This window comes from Novimethylophilus sp., from assembly GCF_036504375.1.
GTDB lineage: Bacteria > Pseudomonadota > Gammaproteobacteria > Burkholderiales > Methylophilaceae > Novimethylophilus.
Map to the genome: position 1 here is coordinate 26,237 of NZ_DASXVH010000088.1, position 18,709 is coordinate 44,945.

An 18,709-nucleotide genomic window follows, 5' to 3' on the forward strand; every position below is an offset into this window, starting at 1 on the left:
GTTGAAGTATGCCTTTCTGCGACTTGCCTTGCAAGCCGCGAATAGAGCGCACTCAACTTAATACTCCCTGCTTTCCTTGTAGGATCAATATGTCGAGCGTGAGGCGGTTTCCCGGATTGCACAATATGCATGAAATTAAAGTCCATAGGGAATTTAACGATAAACATGAGTAAGTAGCGATAGCTGCCTGATTTTTATGATGACAAGCCAATTTGTTTTGGCTATGATGAGCCGATTCATCTGGGGAGGCTTCCAATGCGGCATTTTCGATTACTGTTTTGCGGCCTGCTTGCATTATCGTTAATGCCATTGCCCGCAGAGGCTGTCCGTAATTCCGATCGTCCCGCTGCCGCTAAAAAAACGCTGCACAAGAAAAAAACCGCCAATCCCAAGCGCATTATCAGTACCCTGCGTTCCGACGGTGCTTATCGTGCGCGCGCCGTCGCGTTCCATCCCAACAGCGGCGATGAGTCCGTATTCGTAACCCCCGGCGGCGAGTTGCGTCTTGCTTCTTCCAAGGCGCTGATTGTCAATCAGAATACCGGCGAAACGCTGTATGCCAAAAGTACCGGTGTATCGACGCCGATCGCTTCGGTGACCAAGCTGATGACGGCGATGGTGCTACTGGACCAGCATTTACCTATGGATGAGGTCGTCGCCGTTGGCGACGGCGATGTGGATACACTGAAAGGCACCGGTTCGCGGCTGCGTGTAGGCACGCAGTTGTCGCGTCGCGACATGCTGCAGTTGGCGCTGATGTCTTCCGAAAATCGCGCGGCATCGGCGTTGGCCAGGACCACCCCCCAAGGCATGGCGGCTTTTGTTTCGGCGATGAATGCCAAAGCGGTCGAACTGGGCATGACGCGTACCCGGTTCGTCGATCCGACCGGCTTGAACAGCGAAAATGTCTCCACTGCGGAAGACCTTGTGAAAATGGTCAAGGCTGCTTACCAGTATCCGGAGATCCGCAGCATCACGACTACGCCTGAGTACGATGTGAACGTGAACGGCTACCGCCGTCCGGTAGAGTTCCGCAACACCAATATCCTGGTGCGTAACGGCAGCTGGGATATCGGACTGTCCAAAACCGGTTACATCAATGAAGCGGGACGCTGCCTGGTGATGCAGGCCCAGATTGCCGATCAGCCGCTGATTATCGTGCTGCTGGATTCGTGGGGTAAATATACGCGAATCGGCGATGCGCAGCGCATCCGCAAGTGGATGGAAAGCAGCACTCTCGGCAGCCGGCGCGCTGCCGGGTCGGTCGGCTAAGCGGCCTTCTTCTTCGCCGCCGATTTGCGAGCGGCGGGTTTTTTACCTTTACCTGTTCCCTTGCTGTCCTTCTCGGCCTTGGCTGCGAGCAGTTCCAGCGCGCGGTCCAACTCCAGCGCGTCCACGCTTTCGGTCTTGCCCAGCGTAGCCCGGACTTTCCCATGCTGTACATAAGCGCCGTAGCGGCCGTCGTAGATCGCCACTTCCCCGCCGTCTTGCGGATGGTTGCCCAGCACGCGTAGCGCATTCTTGCCCTTGGCCATTGCCAGCACTTCCAGTGCGCGCGGCAGGTCGATGGCGAACACGCTGTCGGTTTTGGGAATGGACTTGAAGTTGCCGTCGTGGTTCAGGTACGGGCCGAAGCGGCCGATATTGGCGACGATCTTCTTGCCGGTATCCGGGTGGTGGCCAACCTCGCGCGGCAAGGCCAGCAATTGCAGCGCGGCGTTCAAATCCACGCCTGTCGCCTTGAACTCGGGCGGAACGCTCATGCGCTTGGGCTTGGCCTTGCCTTCCGCCTCGCCCAGTTGCACATACGGGCCGTAAGGGCCGACCAGCAGGCGTACTTCCTTGCCGGAATCCGGGTCCAGGCCGAGCACGACCGGGGTATTCTCTTCGCCGCCGTTGCCATCCATGTTGCGGGTGTAGTCGCATTCCGGGTAGCCGGTGCAGCCGATGAAGCTGCCGCGCTTGCCCAGGCGTTTGTTGAGCGGCTTGCCGCACTTGGGGCAGGCTTCATCCAGTATTTCGGTGCCCGGACGCTCCACCTCGCCCTTGCTTTCGATCTGCCCTTTGAGTCCTTGCCAGAAATCGTCCAGCACCGGAATCCATTCGCGTCCGCCTTCGGCGATCTCGTCCAGTTCGTTCTCCAGTTCGGCGGTAAAGCCGTAGTCGACGTATTTGGTGAAATGCTCGGTGAGAAATTTATTGACTACGCGGCCGACGTCAGTCGGCGTGAAGCGCTTTTTGTCCAGCAGCACGTACTCGCGGTCCTGTAGCGTCGAGATGATGCTGGCATAGGTGGAAGGACGGCCGATGCCGTATTCTTCCAGCACCTTCACCAGGCTGGCTTCGGTGTAGCGCGGCGGCGGCTCGGTGAAATGCTGCTCGCCGAAAATCTTGTCGATATCCAATGTTTCGCCGACTTCCAGCACCGGCAGCTTGCTTTCGCCCTCCTCTTCGGTGTCGTCGGCGCCTTCGGTATAGACGGCGATAAAGCCGGGAAAAACCAGCGTCTGGCCGGTGGCGCGGAAAACATTGGCGTCGCCGCCGACGGTGATGTCGACGCTCACTGCGTCGAATCTGGCAGGCGCCATCTGGCAGGCCAGTGCACGTTTCCAGATCATGTCGTAGAGCTTGAACTGTTCCGGCGTCAGGTGCGCGCGCAGGCTGGCCGGCGTGCGGCCGATGTCGGTGGGGCGGATCGCTTCGTGCGCTTCCTGTGCGCTCTTGGACTTGGTCTTGTACATGATCGGCGATTTCGGCAGGTATTCCGGCTCGAAATTGCGCTTGATGTGGTCGCGAATCTGCATCACCGCTTCCGCCGCCAGGCTGAACGAATCGGTACGCATATAGGTGATCAGGCCCACGGTGCCGCTGCCGATATCCACGCCTTCATACAGCTGCTGGGCAATGCGCATCGCGCGCGACGTGGTAAAGCCCAATTTGCGCACCGCTTCCTGTTGCAGGGTGGAAGTGGTGAACGGGGCGGCCGGGCTGCGCTGCTTCTGCTTCTTCTCGACCCGTGTCACCAAGGCCTTGCCGGCGCTGGCGGCCAGCAGCTTGCCGACCACTTCCTGTTCCTGTGCGGCGCTGGCGATGTCGAACTGCTCCAGTTTCTTGCCCTGGTATTGCACCAGTCTGGCGTCCACCAGTTGGCGCTGCTTGCGGGCATTGAGATGTATCGTCCAGTATTCGCGACTGACGAAAGCCTCGATTTCCAGTTCGCGCTCGACGATGAGCCGCAGCGCCGGGCTTTGCACGCGCCCGGCGGAGAGCCCGCGGCGGATTTTCTTCCACAGCAGCGGCGACAGGTTGAACCCCACCAGATAGTCCAGCGCGCGCCGTGCCTGCTGTGCATTGACCAGCGGCATCGCGATCTCGCGCGGGTTGTCCACCGCGTGCTGCACCGCGGATTTGGTGATTTCGTGGAATACCACGCGGCGGATGGGCTTGTCCTTGAGCAGTTTCTTCGACTTGAGGATTTCCGCGATATGCCAGGCGATGGCTTCGCCTTCGCGATCCGGGTCGGTCGCCAGCAGGATTTCGTCGGATTGCTTGACGGCCTTGGCGATCGCATCGACATGCTTGGCGTTGCGGTCGATCACCTCGTATTTCATCGCATAGCCGTGCTCGGTGTCGACCGCACCGTTCTTCGGAATCAGGTCGCGCACGTGACCGTAGGAGGCCAGCACCTGATAGTCCTTGCCAAGATACTTGTTCAGTGTCTTGGCCTTGGATGGCGACTCGACGATCAGCAACTTGGACATGGATTGGGCAAAATGGATGGCGAAGCGGCAGATAATAAGAGCAAAGCTTCCGTGAGGGCAAGAGGGCGGGAGTATCGCTACACATAAAAAAGGTGGTTTATGATGCGGTAAATGCAAAACATCCTATCCCGCAGGCTGCTGCTCGGCATGGCCGTATTGTTGGCGGCAATGGCGCTGGAATTCGGCTGGCTGCATCTGTTGCAGCCGCTGGAAAACCGCCTGCTGGATACTTTCGTGCGGTGGCAGGCCCGAGTGCCGGACGCAGATCCCGATATCGTCATCGTCAATATCGACGAACGCAGCCTGGCAAATTTTTCCGATTCGCTGGGGCGCTGGCCATGGCCGCGCTCGGTGCATGCCGAGCTTGTCGAAGGCCTGGAAAAACAGCATCCGCGCGCGATCGTGTTCGACGTGCTGTTCAGCGATCCTGACCTGGCGCGCAAAGAAGCGGACGACTATTTCGCCCAAACCATCCGCGCTACCGACAATACTTATTTCCCTATGCTGCGCCTGGAAGACGGCGACCCTGCCGCCGGCCTGTCGCTGGCGCAGTTCGGCCCGCAGCTGGGCATCACGCCCGGCCCTGCCGCCAAGCCGGATGCCCGCGTGGCGATGGTATTGCCGCTGCCGGCGATGCTTGAAACCGGGCGGCTGGGCATACACAACGCGCTGGCCGACGACGACAAGGTGGTGCGCCGGTTCTACCTGAGCATGGACGCGCAGGGTTGGCGCATCCCCGCGCTGCCCGCGCGCGTGGCGCAGGGGTTGGGCTATGCGTTGCCGGCGGAGGACGTGATTGCGCTGCACTGGCGGGGTCCTGCCCTTGCCTTCCGCTACGTTTCTTATTGGGATGTCTATCAGGACATGCAGCGCAAGCAGCCGTTGCGGCCCACGGACGAGTTCCGCGGCAAGATCGTCATCATCGGCGCCACCGCGACCGGGCTGCACGATATCCGCGCGACGCCGGTGGATGGCTTTTACCCCGGCGTGGAAATCCTGGCGACGGCCATCGACAACCTCAAGCGCGGAAATCCGATGCGCCAGGCGCCAGGCGTCTGGGCGCCATCCCTGGCCGTGTTGCTGGCGGCGATGGTGACGCTGTTGTTCGCGCGCTACCGCCATCCGCTGTTCATCGGGCTGGGTCTGTTCGGCGGCACCGGGCTGCTGCTGGCCGGCAGTTATGTTGCGGTGGGGCTGCGCTGGCTGGTGCCGGTGCTTTCCCCGCTGGCCTTCGCTTGGGCGCAGTATGCCGCGCTGGCGCTGCGGGAGTACCTGGCGGAGCGGCGCAGCCGCATGCAGGCGGTGAGCACCTTCGGCCGGTTTCTCGATCCGCGCGTGGTCGAGTTGCTGGTGGGGCGCGGTGAAACAACCGCTTCACTGAGCGGGCAAAGCCGCGAAATCAGCGTATTGTTTTCCGATATCCGCGGTTTCACGACATTGTCCGAAGCCAATCCGCCGGAAGTCGTGGTCGATCTGTTGAACCGCTATTTCACGCAGCAAGCGGAAGTGATTTTCGAGCAGGAGGGCACGCTGGATAAATATATCGGCGATGCTATCATGGCATTTTGGGGCGCGCCCGCCGAGCAGCCGGATCACGCGCTGCGGGCGGTGCATGCGGCGCTGGCGATGAGCGAACGGCTGGAGGCTTTCCGTAAAAGCGCGGGCGCATTGGGGCAGGAGCTGGAAATCGGCATTGGCATCCATAGCGGGCCGGCGGTGGTGGGTTTTATCGGCGCCACCAGTCGCCAGGATTACACCGCGATCGGCGATACCGTGAACCTGGCGAGCCGCATCGAAGGGCAGACCAAAGGCATCGCGCGCATTCTGGTTTCCGAGGAAACCCGGCGTTTATGCCAACTGGACGCCGGCTGTCCGTTCGAATTCGTCGATTGCGGCAGCTACCAGGTCAAGGGCAGGGCGCAGCCGGTACATTTATTCGAACCCAGGAAAAGAACATGAACGCAGGGCATTTGAAAATCGCGGTGATAGCCGCGGCGCTGTGCTGGTTCAGCGGCATGGCTGGCGCGGGCGAAACGGCGCAGACCCTGGCCGGTACCGAGCTCAAGAGCGAACCCTTCATCGACGCGGGCACCGTGGCGACGCTGCCGGCCGGCAGCGCGGTGGAAATCGTCAAGCGCCAGGGCGGCTGGATGCAGGTCAAATCCGCCGGCGGCGATAGCGGCTGGCTCAAGATGACCGGCGTCAAGCTGGGCGGCAGTGCCGATGCCAAGGGCGACAGCGGCTTGGGCACCTTGTGGAACGTGGCGCGCAGCGGGCGCTCCGGCAGCACCGGCGTCACCGTCGCTACCGGCGTGCGCGGCCTCAGCCCGGAAGACCTGAAAAACGCCAAGCCGGCACCGGAGGCGGTGAAAAAGCTGGATAGCTTCGCCGCCGCCAAAAAAGATGCCGAAGCTTTTGCCGGCAAGGCCGCGTTGCGGCGCCAGACCATTGACTATATTGCCGATGCTGGAAGCGGTAATGCTGCATCGGGAGGGGGACGGAAATGAGCAGGCGCCTGTTGGCTGGAGTGCTGGGCATGCTGCTGGGCTGGGCGCTGAACGCCGCGGCATTCGAGCTTAACATTAATAAGCTGGTGGACGTGATCGGCAAGACCAAGGATCTGAAGCCGGTGGACGACAGGGGCGAGGCCGAGATTGGCAGCGGCGTTGCCGCCAACCTGCTGGGCGCGGTTCCGCTGGTGCAGGATGAAAAGCTGCAAGCCTATGTCAACCGGCTCGGCTTGTGGCTCGCGCTGCAAACCGAGCGTGCCGACCTGCCCTGGCGCTTCGGCGTGCTGGACAGCGACAGCATCAATGCGTTCGCCGCGCCGGGCGGCTATGTGTTCGTCACGCGCGGCCTGCTGCTGCGCATGCGCAGCGAAGCGGAACTGGCGGGAGTGCTGGCGCATGAAATCGGCCATGTGCTCAAGCGCCATCACTTGCAGGCGATCCAGAAGAATGCGCAGACCGGCATTTTGGCCGACCTCGTCAGCCTGGCGGCGGACAATGCCCAGCGCGGAGATCTGGCGCAGAAAGCCATAAGCGCCGGCACCGAACTGTATGTGCGCGGTCTGGACAAGAACGACGAGTTCGAAGCCGACCGCATCGGCGTGGTGCTCGCCGCGCGTGCCGGTTACGATCCGTATGGCCTGCCGGCGGTATTGCAGACGCTGGAAGCGATGAACGCGCAGGACAGCAGCCTGGCGCTGATGTTCAAGACCCATCCCGCACCGGCGCAACGCCTGCAATTGCTGGATGCCGCGATGACCGGCAAGCTCGAGCGCTATGCCGCGCAGCCGCAGATGGCGGAGCGGTTCGAGAAAACGGTCGGCGATTACATCCGCCGCGTGCGGTAGAGTATTCGCCTATTCTCCGTCCGGGTGGCGAACAAAGGTGATGTGCGTGCCGTTCGCGTGCGCCAGGTTGAGGGCCGCGCCGGCTTCGTGTCGCTCCGTATCGAATAGCGGATCTTCATCGTCGGGTGCGGAGGCGGAAAGCGAGGCGAAATCGTACAGCCCGGTGTCGGCAAGATGCGACGGGGTGACGTTGGCCAGCGCCCGGAAAATCTTTTCGCTGCGACCGGGATATTCGCGTTCCCAGGCTTGCAGCATGTCTTTTACCTTCCGGCGCTGCAGATTCTCCTGGGAACCGCACAGATCGCAGGGAATGATGGGGTACGCCATTTGCCGCGCGTAGGCCGCAATGTCTTTTTCCGCGCAATAGGCCAGCGGGCGGATCACCACATGCCGGCCGTTGTCGGTCGCCAGTTTCGGCGGCATCGCTTTCATTTGTCCGCCGAAGAACATGTTGAGGAACAGCGTTTCGACGATGTCGTCGCGATGGTGACCGAGCGCGATCTTGTTCGCCCCCAGTTCCTTGGCGCTGCGGTAGATCACGCCGCGCCGCAGCCGCGAACACAGCGAGCAGGTGGTTTTGCCTTCCGGTATTTTTTCCTTGACGATGGAGTAGGTGTCCGCCTCAACGATGCGATATTCGATGCCCAGCGATTCCAGATAGCGCGGCAGCACGTCGGCGGGAAAGCCGGGCTGCTTCTGGTCGAGGTTTATCGCGATGATACGGAAATCGACAGGCGCGCGTTTTTGCAGCGCGAGCAGTATCGTCAGCAGCGTATACGAATCCTTGCCGCCGCTGAGGCAAGCGAGCACGGTGTCGCCGCCCTCGATCATGTTGAAGTCGGCAATGGCTCTGCCGACCGCGCTTTGCAGGCGTTTCTGCAGGCGCAGGAAATTGTTGGAATGGGTAACGGGTGTAGACATAATTCAAATTACAGACTAAGCGAACGGCCGCCATCGACGGCGAGAACCTGGCCGGTGACGAAGGGCGCATCCCGGGTCAGGAAGCGTACCGCGCGCGCGACGTCTTCCGGTTCTCCCAGCCGTTTGAGCAGCGTCTGCGACACCACTCTCTGACGATAGACTTCGTCGAACTGCGGATTGTCTTCCGGCCACAGCACCGGTCCGGGCGCGACAGCATTGACCCGCACGTCGGGGGCGAGTTCCAGTGCCAGCGATTTGGTCAGCGCCACCAGGCCGGCTTTGGCGATGCTGTAAACCACGTAGCCTTTCTTCGGCCGCTCCACGTGCATGTCGGTAATGTTGACGATGCAGCCATGCTGTTTGCGCAATTCCACGGCGGCGGCCTGCGACAGCAGCAGCGGAGCCTTGAGGTTGGAACCCATCAGGTCTTCCCATTCGGCCTCGCCGATCTCGCCCAACTCGGTGGGGTAGTAGCTGGAGGCGTTGTTGATCAGCACGTCCAGCCTGCCGAAATGGGCTATCGTCTCTTGTACCAGGCTGGACAGTATGGCGACGTTGAGCAGATCGCCCTGAATGATCGCGGCGGATTGCGGGCGCCGCAGGTTGAGCTCGGACTGCAGCGCCCGCGCCTCGCCTGTCGAAGTGCGGTAATGGATCATCAGTCTCGCGCCGCCGGCGTGCAGCATGCGGCAAATGGCCGCCCCGACGCGCTTGGCGCCGCCGGTGATGAGCACGACTTTGTCTTGCAGAGGGGTGTCCAAAGCGGGATTCCAGAAAAACGGATAGGCTATAATGTAGCATAAGCTATGTCCGCCCTACCTCAACCATCCCCCGACGCGCTTGCCCATAGCGCTGCCCTTGACGCCGTGATCCGCAGCGAAATCGAAGCGGCCGGCGGCTGGCTCCCCTTCGACCGCTACATGGAGCTGGCGCTGTATGCGCCCGGGCTCGGCTATTACAGCGCCGGCCTGGAAAAATTCGGCGTGGCCGGAGATTTTGTCACCGCGCCGGAAATATCCGGCCTGTTCGGCCGCTGCCTGGCGCGCCAGGCCAGGCAAGTGCTGGAGGTTACCGGCGGGGACGTGCTGGAGCTCGGCGCCGGCAGCGGCAAGCTGGCGGTCGATATGCTCGCCGAACTGGATCGGCAGGGATGCCTGCCGGAGCGCTACCTGATTCTGGAGGTGAGCGCATATCTGCGCGATACGCAGAAAAAAAGAATAAATTCCAGCCTTTCTGGGCATGTGGCGCAGAAAGTGGTGTGGCTGGACGCGATGCCGGACAGTTTTTCCGGGCTGGTCGTGGGTAACGAGGTGCTGGATGCGTTGCCGATATCGCTGGTGGCATGGCAGGAATCCGGGCTCTGCGAGCGTGGTGTGGCGGTGCGGGACGGACGTTTTACATGGCAGGACAGACCGTTGACGGCGGGTCCCTTGTTCGGTGTTGCGCGCGAACTGGCATTGCCGCCGGGGCATGTCAGCGAGGTCGGCTTGGCTGCCGGCGGTCTGATCGCCAGCTTAAGTCGAATGCTGGAGCGCGGCGTGGTGCTGATGCTGGACTACGGCTTTCCGCGCCGCGAGTATTACCATCCGCAGCGTGCGCAGGGCACGCTGATGTGCCATTACCGCCATCAGGCGCATGACGACCCTTTGCTCTATCCCGGCCTGCAGGATATTACCGCCCACGTCGATTTTACCGCTGCCGCCGAGGCCGCGGTGGCCAACGGAACCGCATTGCTGGGCTACGCCAGCCAGACCCAGTTCCTGATCAATTGCGGTATCACCGATTTTCTCGCCGAAGTGTCGCCGCGTGACGCTGCCGCTTATCTGCCGCTCGCGGCTCAGGCGCAGAAACTGCTCTCGCCGGCCGAAATGGGCGAGTTGTTCAAGGCGATCGCGTTCGGCAAAGAATACAACCATGCGCTGCTGGGCTTTGTGCGTGGCGACAAGAGGCATACCTTATGAACGAACTTCAAAGACGCCCCATCCGCAGTTTCGTGCTGCGCCAGGGCCGCATTTCGGAAGCGCAGCAGCGCGCGCATCAACAACTGCAACCGCGCTATTGCATTGCTTATGACGCTGCCGTGCTGGATCTGCAAGCCGTTTTCGGCCGTGCCGCCCCCAAGATTCTGGAAATCGGTTTCGGTATGGGTGGCGCCACTGCGCGCATCGCGGCGGCGCATCCTGAAAACGATTACCTGGGCGTGGAAGTGCACACTCCCGGCGTGGGCGCGCTGATGCACCTGCTCGATGCCAACGTCGTCGGCAATGTCAGGATCATCCAGCACGATGCGGTCGAGGTGCTCAATCATATGGTTGCGCCGGGCACGCTGGACGGTATTCATATCTACTTTCCCGATCCGTGGCCGAAGAAGCGCCATCACAAACGCCGCTTGATCCAGCCGCCGCTGGTGAGCCTGCTGGCTTCCCGGCTCAAGCCCGGCGGCTATCTGCATCTGGCGACGGACTGGCAGGAGTATGCCGAGTGGATGCTGGAGGTGCTGCGCGGCGAGCCGCTGCTGGTGAACACCGCGCAAGATTACGCGCCCAAGCCGGAATACCGGCCTGAAACCAAGTTCGAGCGGCGCGGGCTAAACCTCGGTCACGGAGTCTGGGATTTAATGTTCCGGCGCAACTGATCCTGTTCCTGGCCCTTCGGACAACCAGGGCGCTATTACCTTCTCGGCTTCTTCCACGCCCTGTTTTTTCAGGCTGGAGAACAGCTGCACGGTGCAGTTGCCCCAGCCGGTCTGCAGTTCTTTGCGTACCTCGGCCAGGGTTTTCATCGCTTCGCTGCGCGACAGCTTGTCGGACTTGGTGAGCAGCACATGCACCGGCTTGGCCGTAGGGCAGAACCAGTCGAGCATCTGGCGATCCAGCGGCGTCAGCGGATGGCGCGAATCCATCACCAGCACCAGGCCGCGCAGGCTGGGGCGGGTGGCGAGGTAGCTGGACAGCACATGCTGCCAGTGCTTGCGCATCGCTTCGGGCACCTTGGCGTAGCCGTAACCCGGCAAATCCACCAGATAGGCGCCACTGCCCAGCGTAAAGAAATTGATGAGCTGGGTGCGTCCGGGCTGCTTGCTGACGTAGGCCAGCCGGTTGTGGTTGGCCAGGGTGTTGATCGCACTGGATTTCCCGGCATTGGAGCGGCCGGCAAAAGCGACTTCCACGCAGCCGTCTTCGGGCGGCAGTTCATGCAGATAGTGGGCGGAGGCGAAATACGCGGCATTCTGAAAAAGTGGCATAGCTTGGTAAAATAACTATTCTGGCAAAAATAGTACCATGCAGGGCTTGCGCTAATAAGATAAAATTGCGCCAATTTCTGAAATTTCACTGAGGAGCATGTATATGAAGTTCCCCGCATTTGCGCTCATCGTCGCCGGTTTGCTGGGCGCGGGCATGGTATCCGCGGCCGAGGCGCCCAAGGCCGAAGCCCCCAAGACCGACGTCAAGACCATAGTCACGACCGTGTGCGCAGCCTGCCACAATGCCGACGGCAACAGCATCGTCACCACCAATCCGCGCCTGGCGGGACAGCATCCCGAGTATCTCGCCAAGCAGCTCAACAACTTCAAGTCGGGGGATCGCAAGAATCCGGTGATGAGCGGTATGGCGGCCATTCTTTCGGCCGATGATGTAATCAAGGTGGGTGAATATTTCGGTGCGCAGGTTGCCAAGCCCGGCAACGCCAAGGAAAACGGCCCCGGCTCGGCAGGTGAAAAGATTTACAAGGGCGGCGTTCCCGGCAACGGTGTGGCTGCCTGTGCGGCCTGCCACGGCCCGACCGGCGCCGGCATCCCAGCGCAATTTCCGCGCCTTGCCGGCCAGCATTCCGACTATGTGATCGCCCAGCTCAAGGCGTTCCGCGCCGGTGAACGCGCCAATGATCCGGCCAAGATGATGCGCATGATCGCCGCCAAGATGTCCGACCAGGATATCGCCGCGGTGGCCGACTATATTCAGGGTCTGCACTAGACTTCACTGACTTTATCTGATGATGCAGGGGTGGCGCAGGCCACCCCTGTTTGCTTCTGAATTTTGAAAAACCATACCCACAGCTTTCCCCGCGAGTTATACGATTTATTCAGCTCGATGCGCTTTGCGGTCACGCTGCTGACGACACTGGGCATCGCGGCTATCATCGGCACCGTGCTCAAGCAGAACGAGCCGTATACCAATTACATCATCCAGTTCGGCCAGTTCTGGTTCACCGCTTTCGAACGCATCGGGCTGTTTGACGTGTATCACAGCGGCTGGTTTATCGCCATTCTGGCCTTCCTGGTGCTGTCCACCAGCCTGTGCGTGTACCGCAACACGCCGCTGATGCTGCGCGAAATCCGCGCCTGGCGCGAACACGTCACCGAGTCTTCGTTGCGCCTGTTTTCTCATCAGGCGGAATACCGCATGGCACTGCCCAAGGACGAGGGCCTGCGGCGGCTGCAAGGCTTCCTGGTCGCCAATGGCTTCCGGTTCCGCACCATCGAGCAGAGCGGCGAGGTGCTGATTGCCGCCAAGGCGGGCGCTTACCAGCGGCTGGGCTACACCCTGACCCACGTCGCGATCGTCGTGATCTGCATCGGCGGGCTGATCGACGGCAACCTGCCGTTCAAGATGCAGGAGATGCTGGGTTGGAAAAAAGTGGAAACGCGCGATATCGCCGCCAGTGCCGTGCCGCCGCAAAGCCGCCTGTCCGTTTCCAACCTGTCGTTCCGCGGCAATATGACGGTCCCGGAAGGCTCGCGCGGCGACGTGGCGTTTCTGCGCATGCGCGACGGCTACCTGGTGCAGGAACTGCCGTTCGCCATCGCGCTGAAGAAATTTCGCATTGAGCACTACCCCACCGGCCAGCCCAAGTCGTTCGAAAGCGATGTGGTGATTCTCGACCCCGCGCGCAAGGAGCCGTTCAACGCCACCATCAGCGTCAACCACCCGCTTGTTTACAAGGGCATCGCCATCTACCAGTCGGATTTCCAGGACGGCGGGTCCAGCCTGTCATTCGACGCCTGGCCGCTGGCGGGCGGGCAGGCCAAGCCGTTCAAGGTGGACGGCAGGATCAACGGAACCGTATCCCTGAACCAAACGCAGCTGACGCTGGAACTGGACGACTTCCGCCTCTTCAATGTGCTGGATCTCAGCCCGGACGGCAAGGGCAAGCCGCGCAACGTCGGCCCCAGCGTGACCTTCAAGCTGCGCGATGCGCAGGGCCAGGCGCACGAATACCTTAATTACATGCAGCCAATGCAGCTGGAAGGCCGTTCTTATCTGGTTTCCGGCATGCGCGCCACGCAGCGTGAAAATTTCCGCTACCTGCGCTTGCCGCTGGATGAGGACGGCTCGATCGAGGCTTACATGGGCTGGCGTGCTCTGATGTCGGACAAGGCGCAGGCCCCGGCCATCGCCCAACGCTTATCGGGCCGGATGTTGCAGGGTTCTGCCATCAATGTGGCCATGCGCGGCAGGTTCGAGGATAGCGTGGTGCAGCTGCTCGGCCTGTTTGCCCAGGGCGGTTTCAACAGCGTCGCCGAATTCATCGAGAAATCGGTGCCCGCCGCGGAGCGGGAGAAAGCAGCGCAGACTTATATCAAAATCCTTGAAAACATCGCCTTCGAGGCCTACGCCATGAGCCGCGAGGCCACCGGCAAACCGGCGCCGGTAGCGAATGCAACGACCCTGGCCTTCATCCGCGACAGCCTCAATTCCGCCAGCGATGCGTTTTTCTACGGCGCGCCGTTCTATCTGCAACTGACTTCGTTCGAGCACCGCCAGGCCAGCGGCTTCCAGCTCACCCGCTCGCCCGGCAAGAACCTGGTCTACAGCGGCTCAGTCTTGCTGGTGCTGGGTATTTTCGCGATGTTTTACGTGCGGGAACGGCGCATCTGGCTGCTGGTCAAATCCGACACGCAGCGCCTGCTGTTCGCGATGTCGGGCGCGCGCAAGAGCCGTGATTTCGATGCCGAGTTCGAGCGTTACAAGGGCCGGCTGCAGCAACTGATGGAGAATTGAAATGGAACTGACGCAACCTTACGCCGATCCGCAACCCTTTTTAAAAACCCTGTCCTGGGTGGATTGGGCCTATGCGCTGCTGTTGCTGGCGGGCGGCGTGTTCGCGCTGAACCGCTACGGTGTTTACATGGATGCCTACGAGAAGGGCTTCCTGTTCGGCGCGGTGGCCGGGTTCAGCTGGCTGGGCTGGTTCTGGAAGCCGGTGCGGCCATTGATCGTGGGCATCGCAGGCTTGAGCCTGTTCGGGGTCACGCAGTATCACGCCGATCTGGCGCGGGCCAACCAGGCGTTTTTCCTCAAGTTCCTGTTCGCGAGCCAGTCCGCGGTGATGTGGATGAACGTGCTGTTCGTGCTGGCGATGCTGACCTACTGGGCGGCGCTGTTTTCACGCTCGCAATTCACCGGCAAGGTCGCGAGCAGCCTGACCTGGAGTGCCGTGCTGATGGGTTTCACCGGCCTCATGGTGCGCTGGTACGAGTCCTACCTGATCGCGCCGGACGTCGGCCATATACCGATCAGCAACCTGTACGAAGTGTTCATCCTGTTCTGCCTGATCACTTCGCTGCTCTATCTCTACTACGAAAGCCGCTTTCAGACGCGCCAACTGGGCGGTTTCGTGCTGCTGGTGGTGAATGCGGGCGTGGGCTTCATCCTGTGGTACACCTTCGACCGCCAGGCCAACGGCATCCAGCCGCTGGTGCCGGCGCTGCAATCCTACTGGATGAAGATCCACGTCCCCGCCAATTTCATCGGCTACGGCGCGTTCTCGCTGGCGGCTATGGTGGGCAGCGCCTACCTGCTGGCGCAGCGCGGCATCCTGGCTTCACGCCTGCCGGCGCTGGAAGTGCTGGACGACCTGATGTACAAGGTGATCGCGGTGGGCTTCGCATTCTTCACCATCGCCACCATCCTCGGCGCGATGTGGGCGGCGGAAGCCTGGGGCGGCTATTGGTCGTGGGACCCCAAGGAAACCTGGGCGCTGATCGTCTGGCTCAACTATGCCGCCTGGCTGCACCTGCGGCTGGTGAAGGGCTTGCGCGGGCCGCTGCTGGCCTGGTGGGCGCTGATCGGGCTCTTGGTGACAACGTTCGCTTTTTTGGGCGTCAACATGTTCCTGTCGGGGCTGCATTCTTACGGGCAGCTATGAAGCGGTTTGCGGAGTGGTCAGCGTAGAAATTTATCGGACAGCTCAAACAGGCTGATGACGATCTCGAACAGAATCAGCCCGATGACATACCACTCCAGCTTGTGCAGCTGCTTGTTGTCCCACACGTCGGCCAGGGTTTGCGCGGTATCCGAAATAAGGCCCAGCTTGCGGTCCAGCGCGGCCTGGCGCTCCTGCAGTTCGAATTCGTCCTCTAGGCTGGCATAAAGTCCGCCGAGATGCGGAAAATCCCACAGGATTTCCGGCTTGTCGCCAATCTCGGCGCGCCCCACCATGCGGTGTTCGATCAGCAGCATATGGCCGATTTTGGATAGCAGGGTTTTGGAGTCCGCGCTCACCTTGCCGTGCGTCGCCAGTTGCTGCGCCAGCGGCTCGATCTTGTCGAATTCGCCTGCGACTTTTTTCTCGTAGAGCGATAGCACCAGATTCTTGCTCAAGGCATCGGCGATGACCTGTACCTTTTCCAGAGAAATTTCGTCCAGTGATACAGCCCCGCTCTGCACGCCCAGGCTGGGTTTGCCGCAGTGGATTTCCAGTTCCTCTATCTCCGGGGCGGTGTAGGGGTTGGTAATCAACGGCTTCAGCGTTTCAATGAAGCGCACTTCATCCAGACTTTTCACCCCGAACAGCACCACCACGCCGTAGCGGAACAGCACGGCTACACCGCCCTCGACATCCACTTCCAGCGTCAGCGGCGTAGTGGCAAGGCAGTCGGCGATTTTGAACGCCCTTAGATCCAGTCGATCGCCCAGCAGCAATGCACGGGCTTTCAAGTCTTGCCGGGTTTTGAGCTGCAGCTCCACGAATCAATCCCCTTCAAATGTGCACAGCGCATGGACTTTGTAGCCTTTGGTTTCCAGCCGTGCCCGTCCGCCCACATCCGGCAGGTCGACGATAAAGGCGCACTCTACAACCTCGCCGCCCAATTTCTCGATCAGGCTGGCCGCGGCCTCCGCTGTACCGCCGGTGGCGATGAGGTCATCGACCAGCAGGACTTTTTCACCCTTTGCAATCGCATCCGCATGGATTTCGATGCGGTCACGCCCATATTCCAGTTCGTAATCGTGGCCGACGGTTTCGGCTGGCAGCTTGCCGGGCTTGCGGATCGGCACCAGCCCCACGCCCAGCCGGTACGCCAAAGGCGCACCGATGATAAAACCGCGCGATTCAATCGCGGCAATCTTGTCGATTTTCTGTCCTATGTAACGGTTCACCAACTCGTCGATGGCAATGCGAAAACCGAGCGGGTCTTTCAGCAGAGTGGTGATATCGCGGAACTGGATACCCTGCTTAGGATAGTGCGGAATGGTGCGGATGCGGGATTTGATGGGCATTTAAGTCGTCACATCCCAAGGGTTGAACAATGAAGCCCCGCTAGCTTCCATGTCGCGCGTGTTGCGGGTAACAACAGTGAGTTGGTGATGCAGCGCGGTGGCAGCGATCAAGCCGTCCAGCGGCGGCATCGGCTTGCCCCGACTTTCCAGTTGCGCCTGCATTTCGCCCCAGCGCAAAAAAATGTCGGTATCCGCAGGCAGTATCCTCGCGCCGAAGCGTTCGATCACGCTTTCCGCCAGCCAGTTACGCAGAAAGCGCTTGCGCTTGCCATCTTCCAGCTTTTCCACGCCACGCTTGAGTTCGCCCACGGATGGCGCGGCCAGGTATAGCGCCAATTCGTCCTGTTGCGCAAACCACGAGACGACGCCCGGATGCGGTGCAGGCTTGGTCAGTTCGGAAATCGCACAAGTATCCAGCAGGAATTTCACAGATCAATATCCCGCGGCAGTTCGCGGCTGCGCGTAATATCCAGCTCAACCGCATATTCCGCAGGAACCTGCAACGCTTCAAGCAGGCTGTTTTTCGGCTTCTGCATGCGGCGATATTCTTCTATCGAGAGAATCACCACCACCTCGCGGCCATGGCGCGTCACCGTCTGCGGGCCATGGATCAAGGCTTCGTCCACGACTTCGCTGAAACGGTTTTTTGCTTCCTGCAATTGCCAAGAGGGATTCATGGGGAATCTCCTAATCTGTCCAGACTGGACAGATTATAGATGTGCGCGGCAAATTTCAAGCGAAAATATGAGTTGTCGTAGGTTGGTACTGAGCAAAGTCCAACAATCGCAGTAAGCGCTGGACTATTAAGTCCAGCGAGCTAGCCAGTTCGTTTCCCGGCTATCTGGCGACAAAGGTTTTGTATGTGCTCCGTGACAAATAGACGCTCGGATTCCGAAAGCGGTGTAAGCCAGTGAGCAATTTGTACCGCTTGATCAATTGGGTTGCCGGTCGCCGAAGATAACAATTCAGCAATCGAGATACCCAAAATATGCGCCATCTCATCCAATCGTTCCAAAGAAGGCAAAGCCAGTCCACGCTCAAAACGAGAAATTGTTTCCGTCTCGACTCCGAGTTTCTCCGCCAGCTCGGCTTGTAACCAGCCAAGCTCCTTGCGCCTCTCTGCAACACGCCTGCCGAGCCGGCCCCCTAATGCGCTTTGAGTTCGTGCTTTTCTTGCCATCGTCATCACGCCTAATAAACATGACTTTGATGGTTGCCTGTCAACGGAATATGTGGAATGACGTTTTATGTTGTTAATAGTCGTTTAAAATCATAAAATAAAAATGAGTACCGAGTTTGTGACAATATTTGGCTCACCGCAGAAAAAATTGCCGTCGGAGAAACCATGCCACGTCCATCTGAAGTGAATCCACATAATTTCAAAACTGAAGAAATTGTGTACAGCCTCAACGGCTTCTCTGTCGCTTGGGGCATATGGGAGGATGGTTCACACCGTCTCGCAATGCGATGGGACGGCGAAGGCGAAGACAAGGGATACCCAAAGACTTTTGGCAATCCAGTTTGGTTCATGCTACCTGCCGAACTGAGCCTGCCAATGCTAAAGATGCTGGATGCTTACAACCCTTCTCACTGTGGCGCACCAAAAACCTAATATTGCAGTCGAGTAGGCGGTGCAAAAAGCGTAGCGTTGGGCTAAAGCGGTCGTTTCTCAACCTAATTCTTACCTGGACAGAGGAAGCTTAAATGAGATTTCTGAACATAATATTGGTTGTGCTTTCACTAACGGCTTGTTCCTTTTTTCCAAAAGAGGACAACCGTAGCATAGATGATTTGGTTACTCGTTTTGGCAACTCTGGCTTGCAAGTGACAGGACTATCCCCAAAAATCATGCCCGGTTTGGTCGGTGCGATTGAGGTTGTCGGTATCAGTATAAACGGAGCGGAAGTTGAAGTCGGCAGATATGATCCAAAAAATGAGTCCGGAAAACTCACTCTAGCCAAAATTAAAAATGAGAAGCAGCTAACGGTTATGGGGGTGACAGTACCTGCCGTAGTTAATGGGGCATTTGTATTAAGAGCGTCTAACAAAATGAGGAGACAAGATTCAACAGTGGCGCGGGTTGGCCGATAACCTTCTGGAATAAAGCCGAAGGAGGAGCCATGCCGAAGCCACTGGTGGACGACGAATTATGGAACATCATCGAACCTTTG

General features: G+C 59.8%; 20 protein-coding genes. 11 read left to right on the forward strand and 9 right to left on the reverse strand.

Annotated elements, in window-relative coordinates:
• The first annotated feature begins 303 nt into the window (after positions 1-303).
• On the forward strand, positions 304-1,272 hold the full coding sequence (pbpG, locus tag VGK14_RS13005; protein WP_331509519.1) for a D-alanyl-D-alanine endopeptidase: 969 nt from the start codon (positions 304-306) through the stop codon (positions 1,270-1,272).
• Here the strand turns inward: pbpG and topA are convergent.
• Positions 1,269-3,761 (reverse strand): type I DNA topoisomerase, encoded by a 2,493-nt coding sequence (gene topA, locus VGK14_RS13010; RefSeq protein WP_331509520.1) that lies wholly within the window; start codon positions 3,759-3,761, stop codon positions 1,269-1,271. The genes pbpG and topA overlap by 4 nt on opposite strands.
• A gap of 111 nt (positions 3,762-3,872) precedes the next feature.
• Between topA and VGK14_RS13015 the strand changes: the two genes are divergently transcribed.
• The 3 genes from VGK14_RS13015 to VGK14_RS13025 are packed head-to-tail and all read left to right on the forward strand — an operon-like array spanning position 3,873 to position 7,116.
• Complete coding sequence (locus VGK14_RS13015) at positions 3,873-5,720, forward strand: adenylate/guanylate cyclase domain-containing protein (protein WP_331509521.1); 1,848 nt, start codon at positions 3,873-3,875, stop codon at positions 5,718-5,720.
• A complete protein-coding gene (locus VGK14_RS13020; RefSeq protein ID WP_331509522.1) occupies positions 5,717-6,268 on the forward strand; it encodes an SH3 domain-containing protein in 552 nt (183 codons plus the stop codon). The genes VGK14_RS13015 and VGK14_RS13020 overlap by 4 nt, the downstream gene beginning before the upstream one ends.
• Positions 6,265-7,116, forward strand: a complete 852-nt coding sequence (locus VGK14_RS13025) for a M48 family metalloprotease (RefSeq protein ID WP_331509523.1) — start codon at positions 6,265-6,267, stop codon at positions 7,114-7,116. Before VGK14_RS13020 ends, VGK14_RS13025 begins: the two co-directional genes overlap by 4 nt.
• A 9-nt stretch (positions 7,117-7,125) precedes the next feature.
• Here VGK14_RS13025 and ttcA read toward each other — a convergent pair whose 3' ends face one another.
• Together ttcA and VGK14_RS13035 are read right to left on the reverse strand one after the other, a co-directional pair.
• Positions 7,126-8,037 (reverse strand): tRNA 2-thiocytidine(32) synthetase TtcA, encoded by a 912-nt coding sequence (gene ttcA, locus VGK14_RS13030; protein WP_331509524.1) that lies wholly within the window; start codon positions 8,035-8,037, stop codon positions 7,126-7,128.
• A gap of 8 nt (positions 8,038-8,045) precedes the next feature.
• Positions 8,046-8,798: a pteridine reductase gene (locus VGK14_RS13035; protein WP_331509525.1), complete on the reverse strand. Its 753-nt coding sequence runs from the start codon at positions 8,796-8,798 to the stop codon at positions 8,046-8,048.
• Between the two features lie 45 nt (positions 8,799-8,843).
• Here VGK14_RS13035 and VGK14_RS13040 point away from each other — a divergent pair, with 45 nt between their 5' ends.
• Positions 8,844-9,998 (forward strand): class I SAM-dependent methyltransferase, encoded by a 1,155-nt coding sequence (locus VGK14_RS13040; protein ID WP_331509526.1) that lies wholly within the window; start codon positions 8,844-8,846, stop codon positions 9,996-9,998.
• Positions 9,995-10,672 carry a tRNA (guanosine(46)-N7)-methyltransferase TrmB gene (gene trmB, locus VGK14_RS13045; protein WP_331509527.1) on the forward strand — a complete coding sequence of 226 codons (678 nt, stop codon included), beginning with the start codon at positions 9,995-9,997 and terminating at the stop codon, positions 10,670-10,672. Before VGK14_RS13040 ends, trmB begins: the two co-directional genes overlap by 4 nt.
• Here the strand turns inward: trmB and yihA are convergent.
• Positions 10,652-11,281, reverse strand: coding sequence for a ribosome biogenesis GTP-binding protein YihA/YsxC (gene yihA / locus VGK14_RS13050; RefSeq protein ID WP_331509528.1), 630 nt, complete (start codon positions 11,279-11,281; stop codon positions 10,652-10,654). The two genes, trmB and yihA, sit on opposite strands and share 21 nt — an antisense overlap.
• 103 nt (positions 11,282-11,384) lie before the next feature.
• Between yihA and VGK14_RS13055 the strand changes: the two genes are divergently transcribed.
• The 3 genes from VGK14_RS13055 to ccsB all read left to right on the forward strand — a co-directional run bounded on the left by VGK14_RS13055 (position 11,385) and on the right by ccsB (position 15,186).
• Positions 11,385-12,011, forward strand: a complete 627-nt coding sequence (locus VGK14_RS13055; RefSeq protein ID WP_331509529.1) for a c-type cytochrome — start codon at positions 11,385-11,387, stop codon at positions 12,009-12,011.
• A 117-nt stretch (positions 12,012-12,128) separates the two neighbouring features.
• A complete protein-coding gene (locus tag VGK14_RS13060) occupies positions 12,129-14,039 on the forward strand; it encodes a cytochrome c biogenesis protein ResB (protein WP_331509538.1) in 1,911 nt (636 codons plus the stop codon).
• Position 14,040: 1 nt separating this feature from the next.
• On the forward strand, positions 14,041-15,186 hold the full coding sequence (ccsB, locus tag VGK14_RS13065; protein ID WP_331509530.1) for a c-type cytochrome biogenesis protein CcsB: 1,146 nt from the start codon (positions 14,041-14,043) through the stop codon (positions 15,184-15,186).
• A gap of 17 nt (positions 15,187-15,203) precedes the next feature.
• On the opposite strand, the gene VGK14_RS13070 is transcribed toward ccsB, so the two are convergent.
• The 5 genes from VGK14_RS13070 to VGK14_RS13090 form a co-directional block, all read right to left on the reverse strand.
• Positions 15,204-16,007, reverse strand: coding sequence for an RMD1 family protein (locus tag VGK14_RS13070; RefSeq protein WP_331509531.1), 804 nt, complete (start codon positions 16,005-16,007; stop codon positions 15,204-15,206).
• A 3-nt stretch (positions 16,008-16,010) separates the two neighbouring features.
• Positions 16,011-16,538, reverse strand: a complete 528-nt coding sequence (locus tag VGK14_RS13075; RefSeq protein ID WP_331509532.1) for an adenine phosphoribosyltransferase — start codon at positions 16,536-16,538, stop codon at positions 16,011-16,013.
• A complete protein-coding gene (locus tag VGK14_RS13080; RefSeq protein WP_331509533.1) occupies positions 16,539-16,967 on the reverse strand; it encodes a type II toxin-antitoxin system VapC family toxin in 429 nt (142 codons plus the stop codon).
• Positions 16,964-17,215, reverse strand: a complete 252-nt coding sequence (locus VGK14_RS13085; protein WP_331509534.1) for a type II toxin-antitoxin system Phd/YefM family antitoxin — start codon at positions 17,213-17,215, stop codon at positions 16,964-16,966. Before VGK14_RS13085 ends, VGK14_RS13080 begins: the two co-directional genes overlap by 4 nt.
• 140 nt (positions 17,216-17,355) lie before the next feature.
• Complete coding sequence (locus VGK14_RS13090; RefSeq protein ID WP_331509535.1) at positions 17,356-17,718, reverse strand: helix-turn-helix transcriptional regulator; 363 nt, start codon at positions 17,716-17,718, stop codon at positions 17,356-17,358.
• A 165-nt stretch (positions 17,719-17,883) separates the two neighbouring features.
• Between VGK14_RS13090 and VGK14_RS13095 the strand changes: the two genes are divergently transcribed.
• Positions 17,884-18,150 carry a hypothetical protein gene (locus VGK14_RS13095; protein ID WP_331509536.1) on the forward strand — a complete coding sequence of 89 codons (267 nt, stop codon included), beginning with the start codon at positions 17,884-17,886 and terminating at the stop codon, positions 18,148-18,150.
• A gap of 92 nt (positions 18,151-18,242) precedes the next feature.
• The gene (locus VGK14_RS13100; protein WP_331509537.1) at positions 18,243-18,629 is read left to right on the forward strand and encodes a hypothetical protein; all 387 of its coding nucleotides are present in this window, start codon (positions 18,243-18,245) and stop codon (positions 18,627-18,629) included.
• Positions 18,630-18,709: the final 80 nt, after the last annotated feature.